The following is a 15,639-nucleotide window of genomic DNA, read 5'->3' as shown; positions in this document are numbered from 1 at the left end:
GAGAGCTTCTGCCGACAAAGATTTGATTTTTCTCAAGATTACTAGGAGGCTCAATGCAGGATGAAGAGTTCAAGCCGAGCCTGGGCAAAATCGGATCGCGCGGCTCGAAGGCAGGCAAGCGTTTCGTCGGCCAGATCCGCGCCGCGATCAACCGAGCCGGCGGCGGCAGCGGTCGCCGTGGCCGCTTCATCGGAAGCCGGGCGGGGCGCGGCGGGGCTGCTGCCGCCGTTCTCAGAGCGCGCGACCCCCACGCGGCGTTTCGGCAGCGGCGCGCCGTCGTCAAGGCGCGTATCGTCAAGCTGGCTGGCAAGGGTGTTGACGGGGCACGTGCACACCTTCGCTACCTCCAGCGCGACGGCGTCACCCGCGAAGGCGAGCCTGGCGAGCTCTATAGCGCCGACAGCGACAGCGTTGATGGCAAGGCCTTCATCGATCGTGCCGATGGGGACCGGCATCAGTTCCGCTTCATCGTCGCACCTGAAGACGGCATCGAGTATGACGACCTCAAGCCGCTCACGCGGCGCCTCATGGCGCAGATGGAAGAAGACCTCGGCACCAAGCTCGACTGGGTCGCTGTCGATCATTTCAACACTGGTCATCCGCATACCCATATTATCGTCCGCGGCAAGGACGACCGCGGCGAAAATCTTGTCATCGCGCGAGACTACATCTCGTCTGGAATCCGTGAACGGGCGGCCGAGCTGGTCAGCCTCGACCTTGGCCCGAGAACGGACCGCGAGATCGAGCAACGCCTGCGCCAGGAAATGGAGCGGGAACGCTTCACCAGCATCGATCGGCAGCTGCTCCGCATGCGCGACCATGATGGGCATGTCTCACCGGCCAGCCGAGACACGTTTCGCCAGACGCTGCACCAGGGCCGCCTGCGCAAGCTCGAGCGGATGGGTCTGGCTGAGGAAGTCGGCTCGGGCCGCTGGCGCCTTGATGGCGAGCTTGAAGCGACGCTGCGCCGCATCGGCGAGCGGGGCGACATCATCAAGACCATGCACCGCGAACTGACCTGCAAGGGGCTCGCCCGCAGTGCCGCCGACTATGTTATCCATGATCGATCTGCAGAGCAGATGCAGCCTGTCGTCGGCTGCATCGTTGCGCGCGGCCTGGCCGACGAAATCACTGACCGCCATTACCTCGTCGTCGACGCCGTGGACGGCAAAAGCCACTATGTTGATATCGGCAAAGGCGAGGCAACCCAACCGACGCCAGAGGGCTGCATAGTGCGGGTCACGCCGAGGGACACCGGGCCAAGGCAAGTCGACCGCACAATTGCCGAGATCGCCACGGCCCATGACGGGCGCTACAGCATCGATATCCATCTCAAGCATGACCCGTCGGCCACCGAACGCTTTGCCGAAACGCACGTGCGGCGACTGGAGGCGATCCGCCGGGCGACCGGTCGTGTCGAGCGCGAGCCGGACGGCACCTGGATCGTCGCACCGGATCATCTCGACCGTGTGTCTGACTACGAGCGTCAGCGGGCCGGGGCCGAGCCTGTCACGGTTGACAAGCTCTCATCGACGCCGCTGGAACAACAAGTCAGCTTCGACGGCGCCACCTGGCTCGATCGAGAGCTGGTTTCCGACACACCGGAGGCCTTGCACAGCTCTGGTTTCGGCCGCGATGTCCGAGAGGCGCAAGGCCGCCGACGGCAGTGGCTGATTGCGCAAGGTCTTGCTCGGGAAGAGCAGGACCGGATCGTCTATCGCGCCAACATGCTTTCGATCCTGCGTCAACGTGAGCTGAACCGTGTTGCCGGTCAACTGTCTGACGAACTCGGACTCTCGTATTCCGAAGCGCAGCCTGGTGATCGAATAGAGGGTCGATTGCGCCGCTCGATCGACCTTGCCAGCGGCAAGTACGTGATAGTCGAGAAGGCGCGTGAGTTCATGCTGGTACCATGGAGGCCAGTACTTGATCGGCATATTGGCAAGGAGGTGTCTGGTGTCGTGGGTGGGGAGGGGATTTCATGGACCATCGGCCGGCAGAGAAGCGGACCAAGCATTTCGTGACATGGCCTACACAACTTCTTTTGCCCGCGTTGAACTTAGTCCGGACGGAGTTCGCCTGCGCCCGCGGCATTGATTTGGCGAGGGATAAATGGCTGGTCGTGCAAGACTTATCGTTCGCTCTACAAAAAGCGCCGCGATGATTCATCGTGTTCCATGATTCTGAGCCAAAACCCTCCTGCGCCACCACGGCACTCTTCCCGGTGCCACGGAAGCCGCGCCGACGACGGCGGTGCCGGCCTGGTTGCGCAGGGCTGCCCCCGACCCAAACAGTTGCGGCGCATTGAGGACATTGCAATCACTGACCGTGCGGCCATCGGCGCGCTCGATGAGATGGTCCGCCAGCTAGAAAGGTGGGCTGGCGCCTGGTGACAGCGCCTAGGGCTTTCGGCGGCCGCGGTATAGCGAGCAGGCTCGCGGCGTCGAGGATGAAGCCGCACTTCGCGATGTTCTTCTGCTCACACGACCGGGAGACGAGGTCTGTCCCGCGGGCCGGATGCTTGTTGGCCGGGCGTGAACTGGCAGCCCATCCCGCTGAGGATCTTCTAACGGGAGAAACCTCGCTGCGGTGGGGAAGATTTCGGTCGTCGCCCGCGACGACGAGGCGGTCAGCGACCTGGCCAGACGAGCTTCGGCAGCTTTCCGCTGCAGCATGGTGACGTGCGCGATCATGGCCGCCGAATGAGATCGCTCGAACGCACCGTCGGATGCTGGCTCGCCGACGCTTTACTGGCGCAAGCCTGGGTGGGGCCATGCGGTGCCGCTACTGGCACCGAGGCAGCTTTGGGCATGAGACCCGACCAATCGCGCCGGGCCTTGACCGGGCCGGGCGACGCGACCCGAGCGTCGGGACAAAAAGCCGGGAAGGGGAGGGCACCAGCCCGGTTGAAGCCAAGGGCATGATGATGTGAGGACGATCTGCTGGCAAGAATTTGCGGAGATCGATGCTGTCATGGCGCGCTCGTCGAAGATTCTGAGCGGCGCCGACGTGGCTGCTCGAAGGGAGAACACTTCACTCCGTGACCGGCCGGACCTGATTACGATCTCCATTGGAATAAAGAAGAACGACGGGCCGAATGGCAGGGTTGATCGCCAAGATGCGCGATCTGCCGGCTGTCCTGCGCGCGTGCGGGAGTCGCCACCATGAGCTTTACGACAAAATTGCCGGCAGAGGCCGATTTCAAGAAGGTGTTGCTCCAATGCTATCGAGGAGGCGATCGCACGCAGCGCGAGATCGGCCAGTGCGGATTCTTGGCCAAGCTGCTCGGCGCGTCGTGAGATGTTGTCCGTCGGGTGGGTGACGCTTTAGATCAGGCGGATCTCCACCCAGACAGCAGCCTGGCGGTTAAACCGCCTTGCGTGTTCGGTATGGCGGCACAGCGGTTTGGAGATCGGCGAACGCCACGCCCCACGGTAGCGATGCCTCGCATGACCAAGCAGCGGCATGTGCGGCAGGCTTGCACCCGCTTCAGATGCGAGACGGGTCAAGACAATCATCCTGCACAACGCCACGCGGCGGTGAGCCGGTTTCGAAAAGGGCCGGCCCCGGCCGTTCATACAAGTGGAGTTGGGGGCGCGGGGCCGGATCAAGCCTATCGCGTTGGACCCGCCGGGACCGCGCGTCCATCATCCCGGCAACGCCAGGCGCTCGCCTCGCGTCATGCGGGCTTCGGCTTGGCGCGCCGAATGTCTGGACCGGCATCGCGGAGCAATGGCGCACCAGTCTACGACATGGTGCGTAGTCGCCATGCTGCCCCTGGCCAGATCGTAGATGACCTCGGCTTGTTCGCCATGGCGAGCCGAAGCACGTTGACGGCCGTGCCGGGTGATGCGCCGTCCCAGACTATCATCCCAAAATCGGCGCGCGCCATCTCCCGGTCTTTGGCGGCGTAGATCCAGTATCCTCTAGCACCTTCAGGAGACGGGACCCGGTAGGCAGCCCAGTCGCCCAGATCATTGCGGGGTTCCTTGGCCGCATGGAAGACCCCGACATGTTTGTAGCCGTAGCCCGCGAGCAGGCCCTGCGCCTCGGCATCGGCTCCAGACGCGTCGCCAATCAGCACGCCGTGCACGGCAACAACGATTGGGCGGATCCGAGCGATGGCAGGTTCCATCAGCTCAAATATCTCGCGTGAACCCCCTATGAATATCATCGACATCATGACTTTCCCTTCTCTCCAGGGCTCCCTCGCTCTGACCGCCGTCTCCCTCTGGCCCTGCGTGAGGGGTCACCCGAACGCCGAGACGGCGAAGCCGGCTCGGGGAGCGGCGGGACGCCGCAACTAGAGCCCGGTCGGCGGCAGGCCCGCGCGCAGACCTGCCGCTTCCGGAGGCGCTACGCGCGCGGAGCTAGTGGCCTTTGTCGGCCAGCCAGAGGCTCACGTCCTGGATCGAGCGCATGAGCACCGACGGATTGTCCCGCGCGGGAATGAAGCCCCAGCTCTGCCAGTAGCGCTCTGCCTCGGCGTCGATCGCCCGCACCACCACCGCGCGGCCGCCGACGATGTCGGCGCCGGGGACGCAGCGATACAGCGCGTCCTTGACCAAGCCGCTACCGACGCCTTGTCCGGCATAGCGGTGGTCGACGGCGAGTTGTCCGATCAGCAGGCAGGGGATCGGATCGGGCGGGCGTCCGGTGCGGATGGCGCGCGGTGCGCTATTTGGCTGGATCACGCCCGGCGCGAGGCCGTAATACCCGACGACTGTTCCCTCGTCGTGAACGACCAGGACGCGGGTAAACCCGCGGGCCTGGTTCGTTCGCGCGAAGCCGGCCAGCCAAGCATTGAGCGCCGGCTTGCCGCAATCGAAGCTGTCGAGGCGGTGCGCGTCGTCGAGGAGTTCGATGCCTGAAAGCGCCACCTAGCGGTCCCAGGGCGGGGACCGACGCAGCCGCTCGGCCGCCTTCGCCGGGGGCGCAGCGGCCGGGGCTGAGATCGCCTGCATGAAGGCGTCATAGGCTTCCGGGGACACGCGGATGACGGTTTCGTTGAGGATGGCCGCCTGCGCCTCGTGCAGCGCGGCGCGCCGCATGAACTCCGTGCGCGACAGGCCGAGCAGCTCCGCGCCGCGGTCGATGATGGTGAGATCATCGTCGCGAAACCGCATCGAGACGGGTGCTTCCTTCCTGGTGGGTGTGGTGGCCATGGCGCGCTCCTGTGCTGCGGACGTATATACGTTAGTGTAACGCGGAACGCAATACTACGTTCCCTGGCGACGTCTCGTGGCGGATGGTCTCAGGATTTCTCGCCGCATCGGTTCTTCTCGGCTTCTCGCCCCAGTCGCCATTGCCGCAACCCAGAGCAAGGTGGCTTTGGTCAGCTCCGGCGGATCAATTACGGCTTAGAAAGCGCATTTGTTTTTGGCGGCCGGATGAGCGGGTCCAGAAGCGAAGTCGCTGCCATGACTGTCGCCGGACGAGCCCCGGCTATCCCGAACCTGATGAACATCTGACGCGATGGCGACTTTCGGGCCGTCACGCCACAAAGGAGGAACGGCTATGAAGGCTGGGCGGCGGCACTTTCATTCTCAGGCGCCGCTCTATGCCACCTGTCGGCCAATGTGACATCGCCACTGCGGTCCTTCGAACAAGTCGATTCGATTCTGAATTTCGGCCTTTAGGTGATTGTAGCGATTGAATCAGCGACAAGGGCTGGGCAATCGCGGTTGTGGTGACCGCGAGCCACTAAGCTTGTGCCGTACCCTTACAATGATTCATCAAGGCGTTTACCTCGGCAATCACGAGATCCGGCGTGATGTCGAACTTGCATCGGACTTTGACCGGACAATGCCGCACTTGGTCCAGACCACATCCGCGACATTCAATAACACTCATAAGCATGCTGACCAAGGGACCTCGAAACCCCCAAATCTCCGGTAGATGTGACGCCGTGAAAATGCCGATAGTAGGGCGGCCAAGCTGGGCAGCGACATGGCCGGTGCCTGAATTGTTCGAAACGACGAGGGCGGCCGAATTCACGAGACAATTGAATTCCAATTCTGACAAGTCGACAGCCGTCCGAATGTTCGCGGCCCCACGTTCCCTAGCTATCTTCGCAACCTCCTCAAGCGCTTCCAGGCATTCGCCACGGCCAACGAGGACCACCTCACCACGGGTCGAAAGAGCAGCGACAACTTTGCCAAAACTTTCAATCGGCCAATCTCGCAGGCTGGAATTGGAGAACGGAGCCACGACAATCGGGGCATTGCCTGTAGTCGAATTCTGTGGGTGACCCGCTCCGCTTTCGAAATAGGCAGCTGCCTTTGCGACCAGAAAGAGGAGGATTTCTGACACATGCTGGAGACGCACCTGCTTACGGTCAATGAACCAATCAAGCCATCTACGGGGGATTTTGTTAGCAAGCCCTATTTTTTGGACCAGCTTGTAGAAAATGGTTCTGCGCAGTTTCAGATTGAATGGCGCTATCGCAATATCGATCTGATGCATGCTGTACGGATCAACTATCGCCGCACGGTGCCTGGCGGGAACTTCAAGCAAGATCGGCCTTGTTTCTTCCGGAACACGCATATCAATGGCAAGATCAAACTCGCCGGTCAGCAGCGGCCTTATGTCCGCGGCTTCTTTGCGCGTTTTGACTTTTGGGTTGCGAGGAAAAAAGTCAAAAGCAACGTGATCGTCGGCGAGGTCGAACTGTTTTGCAGTAGCGATGTTCCAGCTTCCCACCACCAGCGTAATGTGGGCATGCGCAAAACGCTGACGAAGGTCCTTTAGAGGCCCTAGAGACATCCAAAAGTCGCCGACATGATCAAGCTTGAGGACCAAAATTCTCATCCTTGCGCTTGACTGTTCCGGCTCTTCCCAGCTGCGGTATATAATTTGATTGCCGTCGTGCTTTGTAAAATATGCCATTGCCATTCCGAAGATTATACGGTCAACACTGATAGCCCGGTGACGCGTGTGTAGGTTGGAGTGCTCCCCACTTTGTCCGCGTCTCCGCAAGAATTCTGCCATCAGATCCAAGCCGCGCTCCAGCAGGAGCTGTTGGGCGAAGTCTGCATCTCTAGCGATGGTAGCGCGCCAAGAAAGCCAGCTATGTCCCGACCCGCAATGTGAGGGGCTTCGTCACGGTCTCGCATGCAGTGAGTTCGGCAACGCCGAGTAGACGGTGATCGCCAAGCCGCCGTCCCCAGATCTCGGAGCATAACGGCAGTGGCCTCGCTCTTTGGTCGATGCTGATCCTGAATGCGACCGTCGCCGCCGGCGACGACACCGCCGGCCGCATTGACCGTCTCGGGCACGCCCTGTCGCTGTGGTCCCGCATCACGGTCGCTAGCAAGGACCCGCCGCAGCCGCTTTTTTCTGCGCGTCCGGTCGTCCAAGGTGAAGTGGACGAATCAACCCTGTGATGAAGTCGACTGCCTGCCAGCGGTGAGGTGGCAGGCGGCATCGATGAACACCATTATTCGCCGAGCTTGGATAGCGGCACCTCTATCACGCTGAGAGCCTGTTATGCTGGTCCAGCGTTTGATCGCAGTCTTGATCCATGCGAGCAGCTTGTGAGGGATGCAATCGAACGAGGCGCTGCTCCCACAGCCGTCGCAGGCCCTCCATCAGAGCTTCACGCTTAGCCTGATCCGGCGCAATTGTATTGAGGAGATCTCCCAACACGGCTTCGCCCTCAATCCGCATCAGCAGATTAAACAAGTCGTGTGAAATTCGTACACTGTCACTGCTGAAGTGGGTCGTGCTGATCTCGCAGTGAGTCTCCCGACGATCTGGCGCTTTGTAAGCGCGGGTTTGATGGAGGGACACATAGGGCGGCAACGAAACCGCAAGCGCAGTCCAATCCTGCAGCGTTGTAGCCCGCTTTTTTACCAGGAAGGGCCCGACCACAAGTCCATCCAGCTCTGTCGTCAGAAAGGTGGCAATCGCGTCTGCAACCGAATCCACGATCGGTTCGGCATTGTTGTTAAAGGACGTATTGAGCAGAATTGGAGTGCCTGTGCGCTTCTTGAACGCATTGATGACCTCCCAGTACGCGGGATTGGCGTTGCGCGATACTGTTTGCAGGCGAGCGGTACCGTCGACGTGCGTGATGGCACCGAGCAAGGCGCGCTTTGAGTCACGCACGCGAACGACGAAATTCATGAATGGAAATTCGTGCCTACCATCCGGGAGGTCGAAAAATTCGCTCGCATCCTCCTCCAGCACAGATGGCGCGAAGGGCCGATAGCCTTCGCGCTTCTTGACCATCGCATTGATCCGGTCCTTGTTTGCGGCGGGCCGAGGGTCGGCAAGAATGCTGCGGTTGCCCAGCGCACGTGGCCCAAACTCCGAACGACCCTGCACCCAGCCGATCACGGCGCCGTTGGCGATCCAGTCGGCTGCACTGCTTGCCACGTCATCAGAGCGTTCAACCTCGAGATGTCCGGCCCATGCATTCAGTTCCTGTTGCACGGCGCGCTCGCTCCCGAGATCAGGACCCCAATAGACCCCCTGCAGTCGCTCACACGGCGCGGGGCGGCCCATCTCGTTAGAGACTATCAGCGCAGCTCCCAATGCGCAGCCAGCGTCGTGAGACGCGGGTTGCACGAAAATGTCTTCGAAAAGCCCTGAATACAGCAGCTTACCGTTCATCGTGCAGTTGTGGGCCACCCCCCCCGCCAGGCACAACCGCTTCATGCCGGTGGCCTCACGGTGATGCCGGAGAATGTGGAACACGATCCGCTCAAGCGCTTCCTGCAGTGACGCACTCACATCTCGATGCTGCTGGGTGAAGGGCATTCCCTTTCGCCTGACCTCGATATTGCGGAGCAACGCCGGACCGATGCGGTCGAGGTGAACACGGTAGCCACCGCCGTTGGCGGAGAGCTCGTAGAACTGCTCGAAGAGCTCGCGATAGGGAGCGGGGTCGCCGTAGGGCGCGAGTCCCATTACCTTATACTCGTCGAACAAGCCGTAGCCGAGATAGCGGATCGTCTCGAGATAAAACAGCCCAAGAGAATTGTTCTCGGGGAAAGCCTCGAGTTGCGTAATTTCTGTGCCAGACCCTACCGCCAAGAGGCCCGATAGGAAATCACCAGAGCCATCAATCGCTAGAATAAGACTTTGTTCGAAGCCCGACATTGCAAAGGCGCTCACGGCGTGCGCCTGATGATGACTTACGAATGAAATACGCGAACTGTCCAACTTAGTGCCGAACTCACGCGTTAACAGATCCTGCACCAACGTTTTAGCATCCAACGGAATGGAGAGAATGTCCGGGTGGGATGCGGACATACCTTCAAGCATGGCGTTGGCATAGGGCTCGCTGGCGTAGAGCGCGACACGATCAATGTCGTTGAGCTGAACCCCCGCCGCTGACAGACAGTATTGAATCGAACGAATTGGGAGCTTGTTGGAGTGTTTCATCCGATTGAGGCGTTCCTCTTCGACGGCTGCTATCACCCGTCCGTCTCGGACGAGCACCGCGGCGCCATCGTGCATAAAGGCGTTCCGAAGCTCGAATCGGTTTTCATGGACTTGGTCAAGTCCGCCGCTAATTCCTAGACACAGCATTTCTTTCTCCACATAGTGACGGGCAAGCCAAATTGGCCTGCCTCAGACCGTTTCCAACTAAATAGGCCGCGTTGTCGCTTGCAGCTGCAACCGCCTGTCAGGCATCACCGGCATCAAAGAACGCCTCATAAGGGTCCGCCTGAATCAACATGAGATGCTTCGATCGTGGCGCCTGCCATTCCATGACGCCGAGAGCTTGGCTGGATCATCGAATCTTGAGCGGCTGCTGACTTGCATGCCGGCGATGCCGTTTTCATCTGCAGCACGAACTTGTGACGCGGGCTGCCTATATCCTTGCGAAGGGGCGGCTGTTGACGAATAATGCCGCGCCGTGAACTGGCCCGATTTCATTCCCCGAAAGACCGTCGCACAGGCGACTGACATGTGCTGCACTGTCCGCCTGCTTCCCGGTCGCACATCCGATAACGCCTTCGCTTGTGCAGGAGGCCGCATCGCGTCATTCGTCGGCCAAACATGGCACCGACTGGAAGCCCGGCAATACCGCGTAGATGTAAAGTGCGCTGATGTTGTATGGTAGCGCTGCCGGCCGGGTCTCCAATCCTCTGCCCAAACGAGCGGACTGCCTGCGGCAAAAAGCCCGCCACAAGCAGAATCGCGCTGGGCAGCTGGCTCGCCTGCAAGACTTCGCAGCTCAGGAACATTGGGGACGACTAGCGTCGAACCGCCGACATGATCGGCCAGTTGCAACTCACTTCTCGGCACGACCTCCACTGCACGTCAGGGCGCATGGAAGATTTTCTCCTTTGGATGGGTGACCGGTGCGGACGTGCTTTTGTCCATGCAAGATTTCCGAAGAGTTATGAAATCGTTTGTTTCGATCAAAGTCATCCACGCTATGAATAGCTGCCGGACATGCGCTTCAAAGGGGCTTCAGGCTTCCCGGATGGCTACTCCGATTCGAAGCGCGTGGCATTCCATGCGCTCTATGACAACATTTTTCAGCAAAGGGTATGAGAGCAAACCCACACTTCTTTTTCAGAAGTCGCTTCGAAGCAGCCGAGGCCTTGATGGGCTTCTTCACCAAGTTCGGCGATGGTGCCGCAGACATTCTTCCTCTTTCCGGGCTGAACAAGCGCAGAGTTCGCGCCTTGGCAGTGTATCTGGGCGCTCCGTCTGATCTTGTTGAAAAGATCCCGACCGCCGACCTGGAGAACCTCGTCCCGGTCTCACATACGATGAGATTGACGACTTCCTCGAAGGCCAAGAGATCAACGAAGCGGCGCACAGGCGTATACTTCATGCGCATTCCAGCACAGCCCATAAGCGAGCGCTTCCCGTCACAACGATTGCCATGACGGGTTCGATATTTAGGCATCGGCAATAGCGTCTCAACATACACGATCGATGGGCTTGCCGCAGTTAGGCAAGCGGCCTGAATTACCGCTGGAGCGAAGCGCTGCTCTTTCAGCCCGCATGCGGTCATGAGGTTGACAGTGTCGGCACGTATCGCCGAGGCCGGCACGCGAACTCATTCTCCCTGAATGCCTGCTCTATCGATCTTCCGCAGCGTAACCACTTGACCGGTCGCTTCGACATTCCAGGCACCTGGATTCTAGCCGATCCTTGCCGCTCTCCTTCGGCCGGTCGCAATGCTGGACGTGCGGCCGTTACGCGATGCAGAGCTGGTTGTCAGATGCGTGATGCGAAACGTGAGATGCAGCTCCAGTTTTGGCGATGGCGGGCTCGCCGCATTGTTGATATCATCCGCACAGAACAGGCGCGCAAATGACATCGGATTCAGAGAAGGCTGAGGCGGTCGAGCAGTTACTTGATACACCTGACCTTGCAACCGCACTGGAAAGCGAACAGTTCAAGAAATTCCTCGACCAGGTGCCGATCGCCATAGCCGTTTCGGACCTTGCCGGTGAAGAGCGCGTGGTCTACGCCAATCCGGAATTCGAGAAACTCTCAGGCCTGATGGCCGCCAGGCTCACCCAAGAAAACTGGGCGGCCCTTTTAGGCACGGGCCTCCATCAGCAAAAGGACAGGCCGCTAGCCGAGGCGGTGGTCGAGGGAACCGATTTGGTCGGCACCTTCAGGCTGGAGCGCGGCGAGGACAAACCCGCGATCGTCGACGTTTATTCCAACGTGATCGAAGACGATAACGGCAAGGTTTGCTTCCGGCTGGTGGCGCTGGTCGACGTATCGGCTCACGGCGAGGCGGGAGATCAGCGCTCGGTGGAGGAGCGTGTCAGCGAGAAAGACACGCTGCTGCGCGAACTGCAGCACCGGGTGAAGAACAACCTGCAGATGATCACCGCGCTGATCCGGCTGGAAAGCCGCAACGCGACCGAGGCCGACCGGAGAAGGTTTGAGCGGCTTGCCGGTCGCGTCGACGCTCTGGCGATCCTCTACCAGACGCTAACGGCCGACGAGCCGAAGGAGGAGGTCGATCTTGGCGTCTATCTCAGCCAGATCGCGTCCGCGGTGATGAGCTCGCATGCAGTCGAGGGGATCCGGCTGGATATGAAGGTGGATACATATCCCGTGTCAATAAACGTCGCCATGCCGGCCGGGCTGGTCGTAAACGAATTGCTGACCAATTCACTAAAGCATGCGTTCCGGGGCCGCGATGGCGGCACGATAACACTGCACAGCGTCGTCGATGGCGACGGCTGCCGGGTTATAGTGGCGGACGACGGAATCGGCCTGCCGGAAGGCGAGGTGTGGCCCAAACCAGGCAAGCTCGGAGCGCTGATCGCGCGATCGCTGACCGAGAACGCCAAGGCGCAGCTAGCCGTCGAGTCCAGCGCCAACAAAGGGACGAAGGTGACCATCGTTTTCAAGCGGTCGGCGGCAGCAAGCTGAACGGTTGCTGTCGAACTAGCAGGCTGGCGGCTGGCTTCATGTCGCGGCTTTGAGCAGGTGGCTGCAAATAGGCTAGGTCGCCCTTCACGGCCTGCTTCACATGGTCGAGGTCTTCCATTATGCTCCAGGCTTGCTGCTTCCGACTTCGGCGGCCAGTCCATCCCCACCTAGCGGAAGGCACTCCCGCCTGATTACGTTGCGGCTTGAGTCTTGACGGCGGGGGCACCTGACGCCTTCGCGCTCATCACGCGCGGGCCGGCAATTCAGCAGCGAGTCATCGCTTGGCCAATCTTGCCGAGGACGAAGGTCTAACCTACAAATAAAATTGGTCCGACTGTTCGTGGCCGGAGGTAACCGCGAATTTGCGCTATCGGGACAGGAGAGCAGTGCTGTAGGCAAACCGCGATGCGTGCATTCGTTCGATTGGTTCTACGATTATCCTGACGCCTGGGGTGACCAGTTGCACCAGTATTTCCTACTACGCGCAATCTTTGTAGGGTCATGTGCAGATCATCGCGGCCCGCCAAGACATCGGAAAACTGATCGACGATCCTTCAACCCTGAGATATTGCGCGCCCGAATGGCATCGGCGGCCGCCACATAATAGTTTGCGGCAAAGACGGCCGCGATCGAACGGCTGAGGACGCGCTCGCCAACAGATTGCGCGACAGACGATGGGGTGGATACCGCGGATACGACGCCTGGTTCGATGCTCCGATCAACAACGCGAAGCTCGCCGCGACTTCCGTCTACAGCGATTCGGTTCAAAGGCTTGGCGCGTTGGACAAAGCTCGCCGCGCCGAAGCGCGATGCATAGAAGCCGGGATAGTCGCCCGAACACAAGTCGAACAAGCGGAGTGGTCGACCGTTTCGTCCTCCCCGGGGACGAGCCGGTTGCTCTGGCCTGGGGCGACCTGATGGGTCTTGCGGAGCACCGTCTCCAGCATGGCGATCAGGTCTTCGGGAAGTATGGCCTCATTCTGCACAGACGGTTTTGCATGGCTGTTACGGATGCCGGCGGGCACGGTGGCGATATGGCGGTCCTTTCGATCGAGCGGCTCGCCACGCTGCGTATAATTCCACGCCAGGGAGGAGAGACGGCGCTCGATCGTCGCCACAGAGTTTGGTTTCTTGTCTCCTGTAACCTTTCTGGATGCACAGGCCGTGATGTAGAGGCCGACGGTCTGCGGATCAGGCGGCAACACCTCCGAGGTGCTGCCGGCGCGCCCAGGCGCAAAAAATCCGCTCTCGACCGAGCGGCGTCAGACCGGTATTCTTATGGATGTTCATCCGGTCCCCCTGGAGTCACTGAAGCTTCGACAATCTCAGCTTTCCCGGTTCGGACCGGATGGACAAGCTACTGAAAGCTCACAACTAGCTACCAATGCGATCAGCTTTCGGGCTATCGGGCGCATCCAGGGAGGATGGGTATGTTCTTGGCTAACGGGCTCAAGCTGCGGGACCGCGGGTGCACGCTGGCACTGATGTTGGCGATCATATGTGTATGTGCGCCTGCACTGGCGGCAAACGCGTCGGATCAGGCGTGCCGGTCCATCGCCAAGCTCAAAATTCCAAGCGTGATCTTTACCGAGGCTAGCCTTCAAAAGCCGCAGGAGATCCCCGCAGATCCCTTCACTGCATTCACCGGCGCCTCGCCTCAGGCGGTAAAAGTGGGCGGGCACTGCCTTGTCCGAGGTGTTATCGGGAAACGCCAGGGGGTCGATGGTCAATCATATGGCACCCGGTTTGAGGTGCGTCTTCCGACGACCTGGAATGACATGTTCCTTTTCCAGGGCGGCGGCGCAGTTGATGGCTTCCTGGCGCCGGCCGTCGGGACCATTCCTTGCCGGAACTCGACCGCGGCTCCCGGGCTCTTGCGCGGCTACGCTGTTGTAAGCATGGATGGCGGGCACCCAAGCCCCGATCCGGCTTTCGGGGTCGATCAAGCCGCACGCATTGATTTTGCGTACGCCTCCATTGGCAAAGTCACTTCGGTCTCGAAGCAGGTGATTGCAAAGTTCTATGGGGCGGCTCCGAAAAAGTCGGTGTTCATGGGATGCTCGAATGGCGGTCGTGAGGCGTTGATAGCGGCTCAGCGATATCCGCTCGAGTTCGACGGCATTGTTGCAGGTAGCCCGGGTTTTCGTCTCAGTGCCGCCAACATTGCCGAAGCCTGGGATACTCGCCAGTACATGAGCATCGCTCCCAAGGATGAGGCCGGCCATCCCATTCTATCCCGCGCCTTCTCCCAGCAGGATCTGAACATCGTCGCCAAGGCGGTTCTCGCTGCCTGTGATGCTCGCGATGGCATTGAGGATGGCGTCATCAACGCCTGGCAGCAGTGCCGGTTCGACCCAAAGGTCCTGTCCTGCCAAGGCGATAAGACGGACAGCTGCCTCACGGCTGGTCAAGTGCAGGCCATGAGCCGCGCGTTCGCGGGTCCGGAAAGCTCCGATGGCGAAAAGCTTTACAGCGATTGGCCATATGATACGGGCGTTGCGGGCGCGGACTGGAGAATGTGGAAGCTGGGCAATTCCCCCACTTCCCAGTCGGATGCAAATAACATCGTTCTGGGAGCCCGCTCGCTTCAATACTACTTCATGACGCCCCCGGCGCCGAATTTTGACCCCCTGAAGTTCGACTTCGACAAGGATCCGGCACGCGTTGCGGATACGGCCAAGCTCAATGATGCGACCGGCACGTATCTCGCCAGCTTCGCTGCCCACGGTGGAAAGCTGCTCTTGTTTCAGGGACTTTCCGATCCGGTCTTCTCAGCCAACGATCTGGTGCGCTGGTACAAGCAAGTCGTCGAGGTCACAAGCGGCGGCGATTTGGAAGCGACTCGCCGTTTCGTGCGCATGTTCATAATCCCGGGGATGACCCACTGCGGCGATGGCCAAGCCTTCGACGACTTTGATCCTTTGGCCGCCATCGAGGGCTGGATAAACCAAGACAAGGCTCCGGATTCTCTCGCGGCTGGCAGCAAGGCATTCCCCGGCAAGCACCAGCCGATCTGCGCTTATCCCACTCAAGCTGCCTATGGCGGTAAGGGAAATCCCGATGAGATCGCGAGCTATTCGTGTCGGGGATAAGAGACCTCGTCATTTGTTCGCTTCAATCTGCGCGCATTCCCGGAACAGGTCTCCCGGACCAAGGATCGGTTGGAAAAGCTAAACCCGGAATTTGTGGGCCGTGCCATAACGCAGTTGATGATCATGCCTGACTACGAAGCGTCGGCCGCCGATAGTCTGGACACAGCGCTCGCTGTGCTCG

Annotated in this window: 12 protein-coding genes and 2 pseudogenes; 7 read left to right on the top strand and 7 right to left on the bottom strand. The window is 60.2% G+C overall.

Annotated features, from left to right (window positions below):
• Positions 1-53: 53 nt before the first annotated feature.
• Positions 54-2,024: a relaxase/mobilization nuclease RlxS gene (rlxS, locus tag NKI52_RS25955; protein WP_352700237.1), complete on the top strand. Its 1,971-nt coding sequence runs from the start codon at positions 54-56 to the stop codon at positions 2,022-2,024.
• 1,140 nt (positions 2,025-3,164) lie between these two features.
• Positions 3,165-3,299: a hypothetical protein gene (locus NKI52_RS25950; protein WP_352457369.1), complete on the top strand. Its 135-nt coding sequence runs from the start codon at positions 3,165-3,167 to the stop codon at positions 3,297-3,299.
• 27 nt (positions 3,300-3,326) lie between these two features.
• Here NKI52_RS25950 and NKI52_RS25945 read toward each other — a convergent pair whose 3' ends face one another.
• The 5 genes from NKI52_RS25945 to NKI52_RS25925 form a co-directional block, all read right to left on the bottom strand.
• Positions 3,327-3,509, bottom strand: coding sequence for a hypothetical protein (locus tag NKI52_RS25945; RefSeq protein WP_352457368.1), 183 nt, complete (start codon positions 3,507-3,509; stop codon positions 3,327-3,329).
• Positions 3,510-3,745: 236 nt separating this feature from the next.
• Positions 3,746-4,180 carry a hypothetical protein gene (locus tag NKI52_RS25940; protein WP_352700236.1) on the bottom strand — a complete coding sequence of 145 codons (435 nt, stop codon included), beginning with the start codon at positions 4,178-4,180 and terminating at the stop codon, positions 3,746-3,748.
• A gap of 190 nt (positions 4,181-4,370) precedes the next feature.
• Positions 4,371-4,880: a GNAT family N-acetyltransferase gene (locus tag NKI52_RS25935; protein ID WP_352700235.1), complete on the bottom strand. Its 510-nt coding sequence runs from the start codon at positions 4,878-4,880 to the stop codon at positions 4,371-4,373.
• Positions 4,881-5,165: a type II toxin-antitoxin system TacA family antitoxin gene (locus NKI52_RS25930; RefSeq protein ID WP_352453587.1), complete on the bottom strand. Its 285-nt coding sequence runs from the start codon at positions 5,163-5,165 to the stop codon at positions 4,881-4,883.
• A gap of 538 nt (positions 5,166-5,703) precedes the next feature.
• On the bottom strand, positions 5,704-6,888 hold the full coding sequence (locus tag NKI52_RS25925) for a glycosyltransferase family 9 protein (RefSeq protein ID WP_352453586.1): 1,185 nt from the start codon (positions 6,886-6,888) through the stop codon (positions 5,704-5,706).
• Between the two features lie 320 nt (positions 6,889-7,208).
• Here NKI52_RS25925 and NKI52_RS25920 point away from each other — a divergent pair, with 320 nt between their 5' ends.
• Complete coding sequence (locus NKI52_RS25920) at positions 7,209-7,385, top strand: hypothetical protein (RefSeq protein ID WP_352457364.1); 177 nt, start codon at positions 7,209-7,211, stop codon at positions 7,383-7,385.
• An 85-nt stretch (positions 7,386-7,470) separates the two neighbouring features.
• On the opposite strand, the gene NKI52_RS25915 is transcribed toward NKI52_RS25920, so the two are convergent.
• Positions 7,471-9,537: a carbamoyltransferase family protein gene (locus NKI52_RS25915; RefSeq protein ID WP_352683970.1), complete on the bottom strand. Its 2,067-nt coding sequence runs from the start codon at positions 9,535-9,537 to the stop codon at positions 7,471-7,473.
• A 1,013-nt stretch (positions 9,538-10,550) separates the two neighbouring features.
• Here NKI52_RS25915 and nadE point away from each other — a divergent pair.
• From nadE to NKI52_RS25900, 3 genes and pseudogenes are all read left to right on the top strand, one after another.
• Positions 10,551-10,882 (top strand): annotated as a pseudogene (nadE, locus tag NKI52_RS25910) (NAD(+) synthase); the annotation flags it as partial.
• A gap of 401 nt (positions 10,883-11,283) precedes the next feature.
• Complete coding sequence (locus tag NKI52_RS25905) at positions 11,284-12,366, top strand: sensor histidine kinase (RefSeq protein ID WP_352474131.1); 1,083 nt, start codon at positions 11,284-11,286, stop codon at positions 12,364-12,366.
• 660 nt (positions 12,367-13,026) lie between these two features.
• Positions 13,027-13,284: an aminopeptidase gene (locus tag NKI52_RS25900; RefSeq protein ID WP_352453904.1), complete on the top strand. Its 258-nt coding sequence runs from the start codon at positions 13,027-13,029 to the stop codon at positions 13,282-13,284.
• A gap of 2 nt (positions 13,285-13,286) precedes the next feature.
• Here the strand turns inward: NKI52_RS25900 and NKI52_RS25895 are convergent.
• Positions 13,287-13,605 (bottom strand): annotated as a pseudogene (locus tag NKI52_RS25895) (integrase); the annotation flags it as partial.
• A 191-nt stretch (positions 13,606-13,796) separates the two neighbouring features.
• On the opposite strand from NKI52_RS25895, the gene NKI52_RS25890 reads away from it, so the two are divergent.
• Complete coding sequence (locus NKI52_RS25890; RefSeq protein ID WP_352493621.1) at positions 13,797-15,458, top strand: tannase/feruloyl esterase family alpha/beta hydrolase; 1,662 nt, start codon at positions 13,797-13,799, stop codon at positions 15,456-15,458.
• The last annotated feature ends 181 nt before the right edge of the window (positions 15,459-15,639 follow it).

This window comes from Mesorhizobium sp. M0590 (genome assembly GCF_040320905.1).
Taxonomy (GTDB): domain Bacteria; phylum Pseudomonadota; class Alphaproteobacteria; order Rhizobiales; family Rhizobiaceae; genus Mesorhizobium.
This window is presented reverse-complemented; position numbering and strand designations above follow the sequence as displayed.